Source organism: Microbispora cellulosiformans, assembly GCF_008728085.1.
Taxonomy (GTDB): Bacteria; Actinomycetota; Actinomycetes; order Streptosporangiales; family Streptosporangiaceae; genus Microbispora; species Microbispora amethystogenes.
On sequence record NZ_VYTZ01000007.1, the window covers coordinates 289,305 to 305,139 of the forward strand.

The window sequence follows — 15,835 nt, forward strand, 5'->3', positions numbered from 1 at the left end:
GCCGCGCGGGGGCCCCGGCGATCTCTGACGTCTTCGACGGAGGCCGGATGAGAGGCGACGACCACACCGCCCTTGGGTTGAGTAAGCGGGAAAGCGAGGTCATGGAGCTGATCGCCACAGGTCACTCCAATGGCGAGATCGCCCAGCGGCTGTTCCTGAGCGAGAAGACCGTGAAGAACCACGTGAACCGCATCTACGCCAAGCTGGGCGTGGAGTCGCGGGTCAGGGCCATCTGCCGTTGGCGCGGCGAGGCGGACCCGTCCGGAGACACCGCGTGCTCAGACACCGCCTGCTCAGACGGCGGCGAGGCAGGCGCGGAGACCGGCGAGGCCGTGCTCAAGCTCGTCGGGCTGGACGGACAGGGCAGGGCGTAGCCGCACCGACCGCTCGCCGCAGCGCAGGACCAGGATCGCCCGCTCCTCCCGCAGCCGGGTGACCAGCCCGCCGGGGTCGGGGACGTCGAAGGCGCACATGAGCCCGCGGCCCCGCGCGTTGGCGACCAGTCCGTCGGACTCCAGGCCCCGCAGGGCGCCCAGCAGTTTCTCGCCCAGGATGGCCGCCCTCGGGATCAGCCCGTCCCGCTCGATGATCTCCAGCATCCGGCGGGACCGCACCATGTCGACCAGTCCGCCACCCCAGGTGGAGTTGATCCTGCCGCTCACCCGGAACACGTTGTCCGGCACCAGGTCCACCCTGCGGCCCGCCATGATGCCGCCGACCTGGACCTTCTTCGCGAAAGCCACGATGTCAGGGGCCAGCCCGAGCTGCTGGTACGCCCAGGGCGTGCCGGTGAGACCCACCCCGGTCTGCACCTCGTCCAGCACGAACAGCGCCTCGTACTCGTGGCACAGGTCCTGCATCGCCCGCAGGAACTCCGGGCGCATGTGGTTGTCGCCCCCTTCGCCCTGGATCGGCTCGGCGACGAAGCAGGCGATGTCGTGGCGGAACCTCTCGAACGCCTCCCTCGCCTGCGCCAGCGCCCGTTCCTCGGCGCGTTCGACGTCCCCGAGGTGGATCGCCGGGACGTCGACACGCGGCCAGTAGAACCGGGGGAACCGGTCGGTCTTGACGGCGTCGGTGTTGGTGAGCGACAGCGCGTAGCCGCCGCGGCCGTGGAAGGCCCGGGTCAGGTGGAGGACCCGGGTGCCGAGGCCCGGATGGCGGCCGTTGGCTTCATTCCAGCGGCTCTTCCAGTCGAAGGCGCACTTGAGCGCGTTCTCCACCGCCGCGGAGCCGCCCTCGACGAAGAACAGGTGCGGCAGTTCCGGGTCGCCGAGCACCCGCCGGAACGTCTCGACGAACTCGGCGAGGTGCACGGTGTAGATGTCGGAGTTGGCGGGCTTGTTGGCCGCCACCCGGCCGAGCAGTGCGACGAACTCGGGCTCGCCGGCGAAGGGGTTGAGCCCGAGTGGCGACGAGGCGAAGAACGTGTAGAAGTCCAGGTACCTCCGCCCGTCACGGGCGTCGACCAGCCAGGAGCCCGCGCTCCGGTCCAGGTCGAGCACCAGCCGGAAACCGTCGACGAGCAGGTGCCGTGCGAGGGCGTCGTGCACAGCGCTGGGGTCCATGTCGCCTCCGCGTCAGGCCGGGAGACGAGATGATTCCCTCACAGGTGGTCATCTATGTGAATGGTTTCCGCCTTAATACCATCCAGGAAGGATATTGTCCGACCACAGACGCACCCACCCCAGTGCTGACGAAACGGACGTGGTTGTGTACGTTTGCTTCAGATTCGGTGGCTGAAACCGAGTTCGGCAAGCTTTTCTGAGGCAGGGAACATGATCGACCGTACTCGCCTGGCCCGGCTGCTCGACCGCGAGCGGGACCTCTTCCGGGAGCGGAACCCGCGCTCGGCCGCCGCGTACGAGCAGGCGAGGGGGCATCTCTTCGGCGGCGTGCCGATGACGTGGATGAACAAGACAGCTGCGGGCTTCCCGTTGTACCTGGCCGAGGCCCACGGCGCCCGCGTCACCGACCTCGACGGCCACGAGTACGTCGATCTCTGCCTCGGCGACACGGGTGCGATGGCCGGGCACTCCCCGCAGGCCACCGTGGAGGCGGTCACCGACCGGTTCGGCCGCCGGGGCGGCGCCACGGTGATGATGCCGACCGAGGACGCCGCCTGGGTCGGCGCCGAGCTCGGCCGCCGGTTCGGCCTGCCGTACTGGAGCTTCTCGCTGACCGCCACCGACGCCAACCGGTGGGCGATCCGGCTGGCCCGGGCGATCACCGGCAGGCCGAAGATCCTGGTGAACAGCTACTGCTACCACGGCAGCGTGGACGAGGTGCTGATCGTGGTCGGCCCGGACGGCCGGCAGGTGTCCCGTGAGGGCAACGTCGGCGCGCCGGTCGACCCCGCTGTCACCTCCCGCGTCGTGGAGTTCAACGACCTGCCCGCGCTGGAGCGCGAGCTGGCGTACGGCGACGTCGCGGCGGTCCTGATGGAGCCCGCCCTGACCAACATCGGGATCGTGCTGCCCGAGCCGGGCTACCTGGAGGGCGTGCGCGAGCTGACCCGGCGGTACGGCAGCCTGCTGATCAACGACGAGACCCACACCTTCTCGGCCGGGCCCGGCGGCTGCACGAAGGCCTGGAACCTGCGTCCCGACATCGTGACGATCGGCAAGGCCGTCGGCGGCGGCATCCCGAGCGGCGGGTACGGCCTGTCGGCCGAGGTCGCCGCCCAGATCGAGGCCATGGACGGGCTCGACCTGGTCGACATGGGCGGGGTCGGCGGCACACTGGCGGGCAACCCCCTGTCCGTCGCCGCCATGCGGGCCACGCTGGAGCACGTGCTGACCGATGACGCGTTCGCCGCCATGACCGAGCTGGCGACCCGCTTCACCAAAGGGGTTCAGGAGATCATCGACGCGCACGGCCTGCCGTGGTCGGTCACCCAGCTGGGCGCGCGCGCCGAGTATCGCTTCACCAGCCCGGCCCCACGCGACGGCGGTGAGTCGAACGCCGCCGGAGATCCCGAGCTGGACGACTACCTGCACGTCCACCTGGCCAACCGGGGAGTGTTGCTCACGCCGTTCCACAACATGGCGCTGATGTCCCCGGCCACGACCGAGGCCGACGTGGACCGGCACCACGAGGTGTTCGCGGCGGCGGTCGCCGAGCTGGTCGCATGATCCCCGACGAGATCGACCGGGTCCTGCTGCGCGAGCTGCAGCGGGACGGCCGGGCCTCCTACACCGCGCTCGCCGAGGCGACCGGCCTGTCCGCCCCCGCCGTACGGCAGCGGGTGCAGCGGCTGCGCGACGAGGGCGTCGTGCAGATCGTCGGGGTCACCGACCCGATGGCGCTGGGCCTTCCGGTCATGGCGCTGATCGGCGTACGCGTCGACAGCGACGTGCACGAGGTCGCCGACCGGATCAGCGAGCTGCCGGGCGTGATCTACGTGGTGCTCACGGCGGGCTCGTTCGACCTGTTCGCCGAGGTGGTGTGCCGGGAGCCCGCCGAACTGCTCGCGGTGCTCAACGACCACGTCAAACGCGTTCCCGGCGTGACCAGGGCCGAGGCGTTCACCTACTTCGGGATCCACACCCACCGGTTCGCCTGGCCCGGCGTCTGAGGGGTCTGGAGGGGCTAGAGAGCCTGCAGGAAGCGGGCGGCGATGGGCACGGCGGCGCTGCGCCCGGTGCCGCCGTGCTCGACGAACACGGCGAAGGCGAGGTCACCCTGATAGCCGATGAACCAGGCGTGGTCCTGGCCGCCCTGCCAGTCCTCCGCCGTACCGGTCTTGCCGGCCACCCCCTCCGGCAGGTGCGCCTCGGCGGCGGTCCCGTCGACGGTGACCGCGCTCATCAGGTCGCGCAGCCCCTCCGCCACGTTCGACGGCAGGGGCACGCTCTGCGGCAGCTCGCCCTGGGACGCCTCCTCCGCCAGCGGGCGGGCAGGCCGCCACTCACCGCTCTTCACCGCCGCCGCGACCAGCGCCATGCACAGCGGGGTCGCCTCGACCGTGCCCTGGCCGAAGGAGTCCTCGGCGAGCGCGTCGGGGTTCTCCGGCCGTTTCAGGCTGCCGCACGTGTAGCCGCCGCCCTGTCCACTCCCCTGGCCGCCGCCGTTCTCCCCCTGCACGCCGAAGCCGAACGCCCTCGCCTGCTCGACCAGCCTGTCGGCGTTCAGCCGCTCGATCGTCAGCCGGGCGAAGGTGGTGTTGCACGACAGGGCGAAGGCGTGGCGCAGTGTGACCGCTCCGTGGTCCTCGTCGTGGTAGTTCGGGATCGCCCGGTGGAAGGGGATCTGGTAGACCGACGGGCACTCCACCGTGGTGTCGGGGGCCAGCCCTCCGCCGAGCAGGGCGGCGGCCGTGACCGTCTTGAACGTCGAACCGGGGGCGTACTTGCGCTCGAACGCGCCACGTCCGCCCAGGCGGTCGGCGACCGCGAGGATCTCCCCGGTGGTCGGCCGTACGGCGACGATGGCGGCCCGCTGCGGCACGCCGTCGAGCGCCCGCGCCGCCGCGGCCTGAACCGACCACTCGATGGTCGTCCGTACGCCGGTCGATTCCCGCTTGGGCGTGTAGGCGAGGACGGCCTTCGACGGCGACCCGGGGTTATCGACCCGCAGCTCCCACCCCACCTCGACACCGTTCGTCGGCACCACTGCATGGCCGGTGAGCCCGTCGAGATACGCGTCGGCGTCCGAGTCCTGGGGGAACTCCTCCCCTTCCCGGGTCACCGGCCGCAGCGGCCCGGTCATCGGCGTGGTCCTGACGAGACGGCCGCCGGCCTCGATCTCGGGGAACATGACGGCCGGCGTCCACAGCACCTTCCAGGTCGCGTCCCGCACGGCCAGGCGCAGGACCGAGTCGAAACGCCAGGGCCCCTTGTCCGGCTCGTCCCGCTCCTGCGTGAAGGGCACCTCGGCCGTCTCGTCCCCGTCGCGTTTGACGGCCCCGGGCGTGATCCGCATCGAGTTCGACAGGGCGGCGTCCTCGAACTCGCGATGCTGGTCGGCGAAGTCGGCCGGCGGCTCGTCGACGAGATCGCGCATCGCCTCGTAGTCGCCCTTGGCCCAGGCGTCGAAGTAGGCGGCGGCCGTCTCGTCCGGCGAGCCGTCGGGACGCAGTGCGAGCGTCCGCGGGATGGTGGGGGACGCGACCGGCGTGGCGACCATCACCGGCTCCTGCCTGCCCGAGACCACGAGTCCGACCACGCCGAAGACGAATATGGCCGCGGCGACCGTGACGAGGGCGAGCAGGGCCCTGTTCCGCATACGGTTCTCATATCACGCGAAAGGAGTCAAAGGTGGCAAGGAGCAAAGAACCGTTGCCAGGCCGCTATCAAGTGACCTTCGGCGAGGTGGAGCTCCTGCGTGACCTCGACCGGCCCGACGGATGGATGCTGATCAGGGACGGCGTGCCCCAGTCGTACGTGGACCTGACCGATCCCACCTATCTGGACTTCTCCTACGTGCAGCTCATCGCCGCCGTGATCGACTGCCTGCCGGAGGGCCCGCTCGACGCCGTGCACGTCGGCGGCGGGGCCTGCACGATCCCGCGCTACGTCTCCGCCCGCCGGCCCGGGTCCCGGCACATCGTCGTCGAACCGGACGCCGGGCTGGTCCAGCTCGTACGCGACCAGCTGAGTCTCAAGTCCGTGCCCCGGCTGAAGGTCCGGGTGGCCGACGGCCGCGCGGCCACCGCCGCCCTGCCGGACGCCTCGGCCGACCTGTTCGTGCTCGACGCGTTCACGGGCGCGACCATGCCGGTCGAGCTCGCGACCATGGAATACATGACGGAGATCGCCCGCGTGCTGCGGCCCTCCGGAACCGCCCTGATCAACGTGGCGGACGGCAAGGGCCTGCCCTTCGTCAAACGGGTCGTCTCCACGGTTGCCCGCGTGTTCCCGCACACCGCGCTGATCGCCGAGCCCGGCATTCTGCGCGGCCGCAGGTTCGGCAACGTCATCCTGACGGCGGCCCCCGGGCAGCTGCCCGTCGAGGCACTGACCCGCCGGGCCGCGGGCGGCCTCACCCAGGCCCGATGCGTCGCGGGTGAGGACCTGACCCGGCTGGTCGCCGGAGCCGCCCCCATCAACGACGGCGACGCCGTCCTCGCTCCCGTGCCCCCGGCCGACCTGTTCGGCTGACCTGTTCGGCTGACCGGCCAGAGGTGTCAACAGACCCGCCGTCATCGGCGTCTCCCGGTGCGGGGGTTGCGGTAGGTGAAGGCCCAGCGGTCGTCTGCGATCTTTCGGCGGGTGTAGCGGGTGGGGTGGCGGTAGCGGTCTCGGTTGTGGAACTGGCACGCCGGCCCGAGCAGCTTGAGGTCGGTCAGCCCGCCGCTGCACCAGTCGTCGGCGTGGTCGATCTGGCACAGGGTGGCGGGCAGCGGGCAGCCGTCGACCCAGCAGGTGGCGTACCGGGCGAAGACCGCCCGGCGCTGGGCGGGCGTGGCCAGGCGGACCTTACGGCCCATGTCCAGCACCTGCCCGGCGGCGTCCATGACGATCCTCACCAGAGTGCTGGTGCGAGCCAGCCGGTGCACGCTGGAGACGGGCAGCAGATGCCCGGTCGCCAGGATCAGCCCCGGCAACCCCCGCAACCACACCCCCGGCGGACCATTCACCCCCACCCCCGGCGGACTGCCTCCCCTCGGAGCATCCGCTCCCACACCCGCCCAGCCCTCACCGCCAAGCCAGGCGCGGCCTCCCGCCCCCGGCGGAGCGTCGGGGTCCGTGCCCGAAGGGGCATCGGCTTCCGCCCCCGCCCAGGCGTTACCTCCCGGCCAGGCATCGTCTACCGGCCAGGCATCGTCGCCGGGTGGTTCCGCGCCCGGCGGAGCGTCGTGCTCCGGTGGAGGATCAGGGGCATGCGCCTGCTGCGGGGGTGCCTGCTGCGACCGCCGCGCTCGGTTTCTGCGGTGTCCCCGCTCGATCCCCTCTTCTTGAGAGCCGGGGTCGGCGTCGGGGTCGTCGGGGCCGTTGGCGTGGCCCTGCTGGATGTCATCGCCGTCGCGCAGGTCGCCGCGCTCGTCGCTTTGGGTTGGGTCGACGTGCGGCCAGGCGACAGCCGGACCGTCCGTGGGCGAGCTACCGGCGGCTGCGCGACCGGTAGCAGGCTCCTGCCCGGCAGCGCCCAGACCCGCGGCGGCAGAGGACGCGGCAGGGAAGGCGCCAGGGAAGGTGGCAGGCGAGGCGTCGTCTCCTGCGGAGGGCGCAACGGCCGAGCACCCATCATCGTCGGCAGAGCGATCACCGCCCGCCGGGGGCACTGTGGCCGTGTGTTCGGGGCTGACGGTCGATGGCCGAGCGCCAGGCTCCGCACCCTCTGACTCTTCGCCATCGGACTCCTCAACGGTGGGCTCGCCCTCGTCCGAGGGAAAGCCGCTCAGGGGGCCGGTGTCTTTGGGATGGCCCCCCGAGAAATCCCTGCCTGACGCGGCCGTGCGGGCGAGGTTGTCTGCGGGATGCCCGGCTGCAGGGTCCTCGGTTGCGCAGTCCTCGGCTGGAGGGTCGTCGGGGAGGGATTCGGCGTTGACCAGTACCAGAAGCTCAGTCGCGATCTTGTTCTCCAGGAACGCGATCAGCGCATCGGCATTCCGCACACTCAACGTCCGGTTATCACCCTCAGCCTTCGGCTTGGCATAGGCGTCCAGCATCTGCTGCAACCGCGCGGCGGCCTCCACCGGCAGGTAGAACTCCCCCTCCACACCGCCGTTCCTGCGCCGGCGCACCCGGAGGAACCGGCGGTCGAAGTCCGCCTGCTCGTCCTTCTCGTGCCCGTCGGGGTCCAGCACCGCGCGCAGATACCGCCCGGCCTTGGCCACCTCCGCCGCACCCGCCGAGTTCGCCAACTCCAGCAGGATCCGCTCAGCCGTGGTCGCCTGGTCGTCGGTCAGCCCGGCGGTGGCGGTGCAGATCGCCTCCACGATCCCCTCGGGCAAGGTGCCCTCGGCGAACCGCTCGCGCACCTCCGGGAGGCGGTGCAGTTCCATGCTCATCGTCACCAACCGGGCGGCTCCCGCAGGGGTCATCCCCCCAGCAGAGCGCAACCACAACTTGGTGGAGGCATGCCCGTGGTTCTTCGCCTCCCCGGCCCGATGGACACGCCCGACCCGGGCGGCCAACGCCGAAGTGATCCGGTCCCGGGCCGACAACAACTCCTCGGCCTCGACCAGGCACACCGCCGCCGCCTCGGGCACCGGTACCAGCGCCACCGCCCGTGCCGCCTCACAGACCGCCGCCACCGCCACCCATGACGACGACCCCGCGCCGGAAGCACCACCGCCGGAGGCGCCATCAGACGCACCACCAGGCGCACCACCGGGAGTATCAGCGGAAGCGCTGCCGGACGCGTCGCCGAGAGTGCCAGCGGGATCACCGCTGCCGGCACCCCCAGCGCCATCAGGAGAAGCATCACGCGTGGTCTCGTCGTGGGTGGATTCGGCATCGGACGCCGTACCACCACGAGTCGTGAATGAACGGGCAGGTCCGGGCGATTCCGCCGAGTTATCGAGCCGGCTCGTGCGCTTTGCCGTCCCAGGGTCGGCAATCGGCACATATTCGCGGGCGAGCGGGTCTTCGGGTGACCACAGGGGCGAGCCGGTGGTGAGCTGATCCCACCAATCGTCGCCGATATTATTAGAACGCTGGAGGTGGCCAGGATCAGAATCAAACAGATCCATCGCACCTCCCCGAGGGAATCGAAACTATGTATGAATTCTCTCATGCTGCCGCATCGTGAACACCCCTGAGCGGCAAGTTGTTGGGATCACAGGCACACAGAAATTCTGCCCACCGGGAGGGGGTCGCGATACTTTTCATCGGCCGACACAGCGTCAGCGAATTAGACAATTCGGCGTATGTAACCACACGGACAGGAATTGTCGTCAACTTCCGAGCCAGCCCAACAGGTATGTGCCGATTCCTTCCCACCTCCCACGCCGCACAGAGCGCTCCCTGCCCCATCGGCTACGGGGGTGGCAGCCTTGCGCGCGCCCTTGCGCCGCGCAATGTCCTGTCGCGGGATCGTCAATCGGTCCGGGTGCGGAGTGCCCGGGCCAGGGTGGGGATCATCACCGTCGCCGGGACGAGGTGTAGCCCGAGGAGGGCGATGGTGGTGGCGGTGTTCGCCCCGGAGAGGAGGGGCGGGACCAACGAGATCGCGGTCAGCGACACCGCCGTCCACACGAATCGCTCGGTGGGGCGAGCGCTCCAACGGAGAAGGGCGACCGCGATGACGATGCCCACGGCCGAGAAGAAACCGGTCACCACGGCGAACCCGGGCAACGGGATCGTCTCGCCACCATCGGGGATCGCGAAGTCGACGCCGACGGCCTGGGCGACCGCAGCGGCGATGGTGGCGGCCGTCATCGCTGCGAGCGTGGCGATGAGGCCGGTGCCGGCGAGCCCGCGGAGTCGGTGGGTGCGGCCGGTCCGGCCCGATGCCGGGCCTGCGCCGACCCTGGTGTCGTTCATGCTGTTCATGTGGTTCCTCTGTTGTCCGGTAGCCGGCGTACGGGGTGCGTTGACTGGTGGGTGACGGTCCTGGCCTCTGAGGGTGACGACGCGGACCCTCGCCGTACGACGGCCGGGGTTGCGCAGGGCGCGGACGCCGGTGCCGCGGAGCCAGAACCCGGCGTCGCGTCCGAGGACCGGCCCGGGCTCGCCGTCGCGCAGCTCCAGCTGCACCCGCCCGCGGGTGACGACGCCGAACGCGTCGTGCCACTCGGCCGCGACCACCGCGACACGCGCGCCGCCGCGCAGCGCGAGCGTCCGCACCGGGACTACTCCGTGCCGTACGCCGGCAGGCGCTCCGGCAGCCCGAGCTGCGGGAACCGGTCGTCGTGGAAGGTGACGATCTCGGTGATCGCCCCGCCGGTGACGCGCAGGACGTCGATCGCCAGCGGCAGGTACGCGCCCTCTCGCTTCCGCCAGAGGTAGAAGGCGACGGCGGGCTGCCGGTTCACGCAGGTGAGGACGGCACGCATGGGCTTCATGTCCTCGAAGCCGCCCGCGACCCAGCCGTTCACCACCGTGTCGCGGCCGACGTACAGGCCCGGCGTGGGCGGCATCGAGAAGCGGACGTCGTCCCGCAGCAGTGCGGCGAGCCGGTCGACGTCCGTGGCCACGCTGGCGTCGGTGTAGCGGCGCACCAGCGCGCGCGTCCCGGCGTCCTCGTCGCCGCCGGTCCAGTCCTGACGCTCGGCGGGCAGGTGCTCCCGCATGCCGGCGCGGGCCCGCTGCAGCGCGCTGTTCACCGAGTTGACGGAGTCGCCGAGGAGCTCCGCGACGTCCTTCGCCGGCCAGCCGAGCACGTCCCGCAGGATCAGTACGGCCCGCGGGCGCGGCGCGAGGTGCTGGACGGCGACCAGGTAGGCCAGCTCGATCGTCTCCCGCGCGACGGCGACGGTCTCCGGCTCGTCGGCGTCGCCCGCGGGCAGCTCGTCGAGCAGCCGGTCCGGGTAGGGCTGCAGCCACAGCACCTCGCCGCCGCTCGCGGGCTCCGGGCGGCACTTGGCGAGCAGGTCCAGGCAGGCGTTGGTGGCGATCCGGTACAGCCAGGCCCGGAACGTCGACCGCCCCTCGAAGGTCTCCCGCCGCCGCCAGGCGCGGAGGAACGTCTCCTGCACCGTGTCCTCGGCGTCCTCGAACGACCCGAGCATCCGGTAGCAGTGCACGTGCAGCTCCCGCCGGTGCCGCTCCGCCAGCCCCGAGAACGCCGGCTCGTCGACCTCGCCCAGACCGCTCACGCCCAGCCCGCTCACGCCCAGCCCGCTCACGCCCAGCTCCTCCAGCCGCGTGTCCGCACTCATCACGTCGCGTCCTTCCGCCTCGTCGTGTCCCTTCGTAGGTGTGACGGGTGCGGGCGCCACAACTCATCACCGTGACGACTCATCACCGTGACGACTCATCACCAGGCCGGTCGGCCGGGCTGGTTCAGGGCTGGGGGGACTCCGCCTCGTGGTCGGCGACTATGGCGTCGATGCGGGCGGCGAGTTTGTAGTCGAGGTCGGTGAGACCGCCCGCGTCGTGGGTGGTCAGCGCCAGATGCAGGGTGCGCCACCGGATGTCGATGTCGGGATGGTGGTTCAGCGCCTCGGCCTGCTCCGCGATGTCGTTGACGATCGCGATGGCCGTACGGAAGTCGCGGGCGGCGACGGTCCTGCGGATCGTGTCACCCTCGCGGCGCCACTCGGAAGCCTCGTACATAGGTTCAGGACATCACGAAAACCGGCCGATTGTGTAGATTCGCCGACGTGGACGAGCAGGTGAATGAGCAGATGGACGAGTTGCGGCGTGAGCTGTGCGAGTACGGCCGCAGGGCGGCGGATCTCGGCCTGGTCATCGGGACCTCGGGCAACCTGAGCGCCCGGAAGGGTGACCTCGTCGTCGTCACTCCGTCGGGGGTCGCGCTCGACCGGCTCCGGCCCGAGGACTGCCCGGTCCTCGACCTCACCGGCCGGGTCGTCGACGGCGGGACCAGGCCCTCCTCGGAGACGCCGACGCATCTCGCGTTGTACGAGGCGACCTCCGCGGGGGCCGTGGTCCACACGCACTCGGTCTTCGCGACCGTCGTGGCCTCCACCATGACCGAACTGCCGCCGATCCACTACAACACGCTGCTGCTCGGCGGCACGGTCCGGGTCGCCCCGTACGCGACGTACGGCACGCCGGAACTGGCGCGGGGCGTCCTCGCCGCGATCGAGGGCAGGCAGGCGGCCCTGATGGCCAGTCACGGCGCGGTGACGATCGGGAACGGCCTGGAGCAGGCGTTCGAGGCGACCCGCCTGCTCGAATGGCTGTGCGAGGTCTACGTCCGCGCCCTGGGGGTGGGCCGGCCCGCGGTTCTCACCGAGGACCAGCTCACCGCCGTGATCGAACGCGCGCTCGCCGGCTGACCCCGCGCCCAGAACCTAAGCAGCCACAGGGCTCAGCCCAGCACGGCCTTCCGGGCGAGGCCGAGCGGCAGGCCGCCCGACCCGGCGATCGTGTCGTGGAAGGTCCGCAGGTCGCCCGCGTAGCCGGCCCTGATGCGCTCGATCTCCAGCGCGCCGGTGAGGTACGAGGGAGCCTGGGTGGGCCAGGCGCAGTAGCGGCTGACCTCCCCCGCGGCGGTCCCCGGCGACAGGGACGCCTTCGTGGTGAGGAACTCCTCCGCCTGCTCCGGCGTCATGTCGTCGCAGTGCAGCGCGGTGTCCACCACGATGCGGGCGGCCCGCCAGATGCGGCAGTCGAGGTGGGCGAGCTCGGTCTCCGGGGTGTCGAAGTAGCCCTGCTCGTGCATCACCTTCTCGACGTAGAGCGCCCAGCCCTCCACGAAGTACGGCGTACGGAAGATCTTGCGGGCCCGGCGCGGATTGCCGGCCATCCACCCGAGGTGCCAGTGGTGGCCGGGGTAGGCCTCGTGGACGCTGATCGAGGGCATCTGGGCCCGCGAGTTGGTCCGCAGCCGCTGCCGCACCTGCTCCTCGGTGAAGCCGTCGGGGGTGTACGGCACGAAGAAGATCCCGTCCCGGGAGGCCGACAGCGGCGGCGGGGCGAGGTAGCTGGCCACGGCGATGATGGGCCGCTGGAACTCCGGAGACGGCTCGACCCGGCACTCCTCCCCCTCCGGGAAGGTCACCAGTCCCCGCTCGCGGACGAAGTCGCGGGCCCGCAGCGTCTCGGCCTCGTACTCCGCCCGCATGGCTTCCAGGGTCGGCGGGTGGTCGTCCATGAGCGACTCCATCACCTCCCGCCAGGTGCCCGGCCCGAGGCGGGACGCGACCTCGGTCATCCGCCCGTCGATCTCGGCCCAGGCCTGCCTGCCCTTCTCGTGCAGTTCGGGGGCGCCGTAGCCGAGCATCTCCCGCTCGCGCAGCAGGGCCGAGTAGAGCTCCTCGCCCATCCGCCAGCTGCCCCGGGGCCGGAAGTCCTCCAGGAAGCCGACCAGCCCGTCGAACGCGTCGGCGGCGGGCTCGGCGGCCCGGGCGAGGCGCGCCCGCAGCTCCGTGTCGCCGACCTGGGCGGGCAGCGTCTCGGTCAGGAACCGGCGTCCCGTACGCGCCTGGTCGAGGCCGCGTCGGACCAGCAGGTCGGCGGCGATGTCGGGGTCCAGGTTCGCCCGGCAGGCGGCGAGCACGGCCGGCACCTCGGCGAGGCGCGCGACGGCGGCGTCGACCAGCTCGGCCTCCGGCTTGAGGCGCTGCTGGAACGGCGTGAACATCGAGGCGAAGACCAGTCCGAGGTAGGCGGCCGGGTCCCGCCGCCACTCCGGCCAGCGGGCCAGCGCCACGGCCCCGCGGAGATGGGCGGCGACCAGGTCGCGGTCGATCTCGTCCTCCGGGTCGCCGGGAGCCGCCTCCGACAGCTTTCGCAGCCATTCGTCGGCCGCCCGCTCCCGTCCCGTGAAGGCGGCCTCGCTGAAGTCGCCCAGCGTGCGGTCGTACCCGTCGGCCCCCAGCAGAGCGGCCATGACCGGGTTCTCGGCCAGGTACCAATCGATGAACTCGTCCACCAGCGTCATAGCGCCCGACTCTATCCGCGACACTTGTGTGGAAGCCCCCAGATAAGGAGCAATCGGTGCCCCTGCAGATCACCGGAGCCCCCAGCGACCCCGACCTGATCCGCCTGCCCTGGGACGTCCCCCTCGAAGAATGGCCCGTCCACCACCTGGTGACGCTGCCGCGCGGCATCTCCCGGCACGTCGTGCGCTTCGCCCGGCTGTCCGGCCGGGTCTACGCGATCAAGGAGATCAGCACCCGGTACGCCAAGCGGGAGTATCGCCTGCTGTGGGATCTGGCCCGGCACGACGCGCCCGCGGTCGAGCCGGTGGCCGTCGTGACCGGGCGCACCGCCGCGGACGGCTCGGAGCTCGACTCCGCTCTGATCACCCGGCACCTGCAGTTCTCCCTGCCGTACCGCGCCGTGCTGTCGGGCTCGGTGCGGCCCGACACGCTGACCCGCCTGCTCGACGCGCTCGCCGTCCTGCTCGTACGGCTCCACCTGAGCGGCTTCTACTGGGGCGACTGCTCGCTGTCGAACACCTTGTTCCGCCGGGACGCCGGCGCGTTCGCCGCCTATCTCGTGGACGCCGAGACGGGCGACCTCCACCCCGCGATCAGCGAGGGCCAGCGGGCCCACGACATCGACGTGGCGCACGTGAACATCTACGGCGAAATGCTCGACCTGGAGGCCGGCGGGCTGCTCCACCCGACCATCGACCCCCTGGTCTTCGCCGACCAGCTGGTCGAGCGTTATCACCGGCTGTGGGACGAGCTGACCGAGGACGAGATCATCGAGGAGGTCGACTGGCACCGGGTCGACCAGCGGGTCCGCCGGCTCAACTCCCTCGGTTTCGACGTCGCCGAGATGATGGTGCGCCGCAAGGCCGGCACGTCCCGGCTGATCGTACGGCCGAAGGTCGTGGACGCCGGGCACCACCAGCGCCGGCTGCTCCGCCTGACCGGCCTCGACGTGGAGGAGAACCAGGCCAGGCGGCTGCTCAACGACCTCGACGCGTTCCGCGTGTCGAACGGGCTGCGGCACGAGGACGAGGCGATCGTGGCCCACCGGTGGCTGGCCGAGGTGTTCCAGGCGGTGGTGACCGCGGTCCCGGCCGCCCTGCGGCGCAAGCTGGAGCCCGCCCAGCTCTTCCACGAGGTGCTCGACCACCGCTGGTACATGTCGGAGGCGGCCGGCAAGGACGTCGGCCTCGACGCGGCGGTGCGGTCCTACGTGGACAACGTCCTGGTGTACAAGCCGGACGAGAAGGCTGTCATCGTCACCGCGGATCCCCTGTCCCCCTGAGGCCTTCGAGGTAGCGGGCGGCGTCGGGGACGCTGTCCTCGCCGAAGACGCGGACGCCGTTCAGCTCCAGCAGCGCGGTCGTCACGCCCTGCCCCGGGACGGTCCTGCCGCGGTGGGCGCCGTCGTAGATCCGCAGCGACCCGCACGACGGGCTGCCCTCCTTGAGGACCGCTACCCGTACGCCGGAGGAGCGCGCGGCGGCGAGGGCCTGCCGCGCGCCGGACAGGAACGCCTCGGTCACGTCGGCGCCGTCCGGCGTCAGGATCCGGGCCTCCCCGGCCAGCACCGCCGCGCCGCCCGCCCCGCCCTCGATCTCGGCCGGTGGGCGGGGTACGGGCAGCCCGCCCTCGACCTCGGGGCAGAACGGCACGAGCCGCCCCTCCGCGCGCCACCGGGCGAGCAGGTCGTCGTCGCTCGTCTTGGCGCCGCCGTCGTACCGCACCCGGCGGCCGAGCAGGCAGGCGCTGACCAGAATGCGCTCCACGCCTCCCATTCTGGCCGCCGTACGGCACCACCCCGCACCCGCCCCTCGATACGAGGAAATTTCACGAAAACCGGGATTACCATTCCGGGGAGAACAATTCTTATTCTTCTGGACTAATCAATTCATCCCAGCCCGTTTCCGGCTCGGGGGACCCGTCCACCTGCTCCTCTAGTGTTGGCCGCGCTGTACCGGCGAGGCGACAGAAGCGACGATGAGCGACGGGGAGTGACGGGTTGATCGGGATAGAGGACTGCCTCTCGGAGGCCATGTCGATTCCTGGCGCGATCGGCGCGATTCTGGTCGACCACACCAGCGGCATGGCCGTGGCGGCGAAGGGGATCGCCGATCCCGGCCGGGCCGCCGCCGGGCTCAGCGGGGCCTACCGCGCCACGCTCGACGGCGTCGCGACGGCGTCCGAGGAGACCGGCCTCCGGGTCGAGGACGTGATCGTGACCACCGGCACGTCGTACCACCTCGTACGGCCGATGGAGATGATGTTCGACGGCCCGCTGCTGCTGTGCGTACGGCTGGACGTGGAGCGGGCGAACCTCGCCCTGGCCCGGCTGCGGCTGCGCGCCATCACGGACGAGCTGGTCGCCTCCTGATG

The 15,835-nt window shown here is 71.2% G+C and carries 15 protein-coding genes; 7 read left to right on the forward strand and 8 right to left on the reverse strand.

Annotated features, from left to right (window positions below; translation table 11 throughout):
* The first annotated feature begins 47 nt into the window (after positions 1 to 47).
* Positions 48 to 374 carry a helix-turn-helix domain-containing protein gene (locus tag F5972_RS39195; RefSeq protein WP_150935304.1) on the forward strand — a complete coding sequence of 109 codons (327 nt, stop codon included), beginning with the start codon at positions 48 to 50 and terminating at the stop codon, positions 372 to 374.
* Here the strand turns inward: F5972_RS39195 and lat are convergent.
* Entirely contained in the window at positions 294 to 1,568 is a 1,275-nt protein-coding gene (gene lat, locus F5972_RS21095; RefSeq protein ID WP_150935305.1) for an L-lysine 6-transaminase, read from the reverse strand. The two genes, F5972_RS39195 and lat, sit on opposite strands and share 81 nt — an antisense overlap.
* Positions 1,569 to 1,778: 210 nt before the next feature.
* Here lat and F5972_RS21100 point away from each other — a divergent pair, with 210 nt between their 5' ends.
* A complete protein-coding gene (locus F5972_RS21100; RefSeq protein WP_150935306.1) occupies positions 1,779 to 3,134 on the forward strand; it encodes a transaminase in 1,356 nt (451 codons plus the stop codon).
* On the forward strand, positions 3,131 to 3,577 hold the full coding sequence (locus tag F5972_RS21105) for an Lrp/AsnC family transcriptional regulator (protein WP_150935307.1): 447 nt from the start codon (positions 3,131 to 3,133) through the stop codon (positions 3,575 to 3,577). Before F5972_RS21100 ends, F5972_RS21105 begins: the two co-directional genes overlap by 4 nt.
* 14 nt (positions 3,578 to 3,591) lie before the next feature.
* On the opposite strand, the gene F5972_RS21110 is transcribed toward F5972_RS21105, so the two are convergent.
* Positions 3,592 to 5,226 (reverse strand): penicillin-binding transpeptidase domain-containing protein, encoded by a 1,635-nt coding sequence (locus tag F5972_RS21110; RefSeq protein WP_150935308.1) that lies wholly within the window; start codon positions 5,224 to 5,226, stop codon positions 3,592 to 3,594.
* Between the two features lie 32 nt (positions 5,227 to 5,258).
* Between F5972_RS21110 and F5972_RS21115 the strand changes: the two genes are divergently transcribed.
* A complete protein-coding gene (locus tag F5972_RS21115; RefSeq protein WP_225311699.1) occupies positions 5,259 to 6,101 on the forward strand; it encodes a spermidine synthase in 843 nt (280 codons plus the stop codon).
* Positions 6,102 to 6,142: 41 nt separating this feature from the next.
* Here the strand turns inward: F5972_RS21115 and F5972_RS21120 are convergent, their stop codons facing one another.
* From F5972_RS21120 to F5972_RS21135, 4 genes are all read right to left on the reverse strand, one after another.
* Positions 6,143 to 8,638: an HNH endonuclease signature motif containing protein gene (locus tag F5972_RS21120; RefSeq protein ID WP_150935309.1), complete on the reverse strand. Its 2,496-nt coding sequence runs from the start codon at positions 8,636 to 8,638 to the stop codon at positions 6,143 to 6,145.
* A 346-nt stretch (positions 8,639 to 8,984) separates the two neighbouring features.
* On the reverse strand, positions 8,985 to 9,734 hold the full coding sequence (locus F5972_RS38260) for a DUF6069 family protein (protein ID WP_150935310.1): 750 nt from the start codon (positions 9,732 to 9,734) through the stop codon (positions 8,985 to 8,987).
* A 5-nt stretch (positions 9,735 to 9,739) separates the two neighbouring features.
* Complete coding sequence (locus F5972_RS21130) at positions 9,740 to 10,768, reverse strand: RNA polymerase subunit sigma-70 (protein ID WP_150935311.1); 1,029 nt, start codon at positions 10,766 to 10,768, stop codon at positions 9,740 to 9,742.
* A gap of 124 nt (positions 10,769 to 10,892) precedes the next feature.
* Positions 10,893 to 11,165, reverse strand: a complete 273-nt coding sequence (locus tag F5972_RS21135; protein WP_150935312.1) for a 4a-hydroxytetrahydrobiopterin dehydratase — start codon at positions 11,163 to 11,165, stop codon at positions 10,893 to 10,895.
* 47 nt (positions 11,166 to 11,212) lie between these two features.
* Between F5972_RS21135 and F5972_RS21140 the strand changes: the two genes are divergently transcribed.
* The gene (locus F5972_RS21140) at positions 11,213 to 11,854 is read left to right on the forward strand and encodes a class II aldolase/adducin family protein (protein ID WP_225311700.1); all 642 of its coding nucleotides are present in this window, start codon (positions 11,213 to 11,215) and stop codon (positions 11,852 to 11,854) included.
* Positions 11,855 to 11,886: 32 nt separating this feature from the next.
* Here F5972_RS21140 and F5972_RS21145 read toward each other — a convergent pair whose 3' ends face one another.
* Complete coding sequence (locus tag F5972_RS21145; RefSeq protein ID WP_150935313.1) at positions 11,887 to 13,461, reverse strand: DUF885 domain-containing protein; 1,575 nt, start codon at positions 13,459 to 13,461, stop codon at positions 11,887 to 11,889.
* 56 nt (positions 13,462 to 13,517) lie between these two features.
* Here F5972_RS21145 and F5972_RS21150 point away from each other — a divergent pair, with 56 nt between their 5' ends.
* Positions 13,518 to 14,744, forward strand: a complete 1,227-nt coding sequence (locus F5972_RS21150) for a DUF4032 domain-containing protein (RefSeq protein ID WP_191910245.1) — start codon at positions 13,518 to 13,520, stop codon at positions 14,742 to 14,744.
* Here the strand turns inward: F5972_RS21150 and F5972_RS21155 are convergent.
* Entirely contained in the window at positions 14,719 to 15,228 is a 510-nt protein-coding gene (locus F5972_RS21155; RefSeq protein ID WP_150935314.1) for a DUF523 domain-containing protein, read from the reverse strand. The genes F5972_RS21150 and F5972_RS21155 overlap by 26 nt on opposite strands.
* Positions 15,229 to 15,461: 233 nt before the next feature.
* Here F5972_RS21155 and F5972_RS21160 point away from each other — a divergent pair, with 233 nt between their 5' ends.
* Complete coding sequence (locus F5972_RS21160; RefSeq protein WP_150935315.1) at positions 15,462 to 15,833, forward strand: roadblock/LC7 domain-containing protein; 372 nt, start codon at positions 15,462 to 15,464, stop codon at positions 15,831 to 15,833.
* Positions 15,834 to 15,835: the final 2 nt, after the last annotated feature.

What these genes read in the sequence shown, in the direction of transcription:
- F5972_RS21135 (WP_150935312.1), bottom strand. Translation starts at nt 11,165, where the DNA reads ATGTACGAGGCTTCCGAGTGGCGCCGCGAGGGTGACACGATCCGCAGG.
- F5972_RS39195 (WP_150935304.1), top strand. Translation starts at nt 48, where the DNA reads ATGAGAGGCGACGACCACACCGCCCTTGGGTTGAGTAAGCGGGAAAGC.
- F5972_RS21105 (WP_150935307.1), top strand. Translation starts at nt 3,131, where the DNA reads ATGATCCCCGACGAGATCGACCGGGTCCTGCTGCGCGAGCTGCAGCGG.
- F5972_RS21100 (WP_150935306.1), top strand. Translation starts at nt 1,779, where the DNA reads ATGATCGACCGTACTCGCCTGGCCCGGCTGCTCGACCGCGAGCGGGAC.
- lat (WP_150935305.1), bottom strand. Translation starts at nt 1,568, where the DNA reads ATGGACCCCAGCGCTGTGCACGACGCCCTCGCACGGCACCTGCTCGTC.
- F5972_RS21120 (WP_150935309.1), bottom strand. Translation starts at nt 8,638, where the DNA reads ATGGATCTGTTTGATTCTGATCCTGGCCACCTCCAGCGTTCTAATAAT.
- F5972_RS21145 (WP_150935313.1), bottom strand. Translation starts at nt 13,461, where the DNA reads ATGACGCTGGTGGACGAGTTCATCGATTGGTACCTGGCCGAGAACCCG.
- F5972_RS21110 (WP_150935308.1), bottom strand. Translation starts at nt 5,226, where the DNA reads ATGCGGAACAGGGCCCTGCTCGCCCTCGTCACGGTCGCCGCGGCCATA.
- F5972_RS21130 (WP_150935311.1), bottom strand. Translation starts at nt 10,768, where the DNA reads ATGAGTGCGGACACGCGGCTGGAGGAGCTGGGCGTGAGCGGGCTGGGC.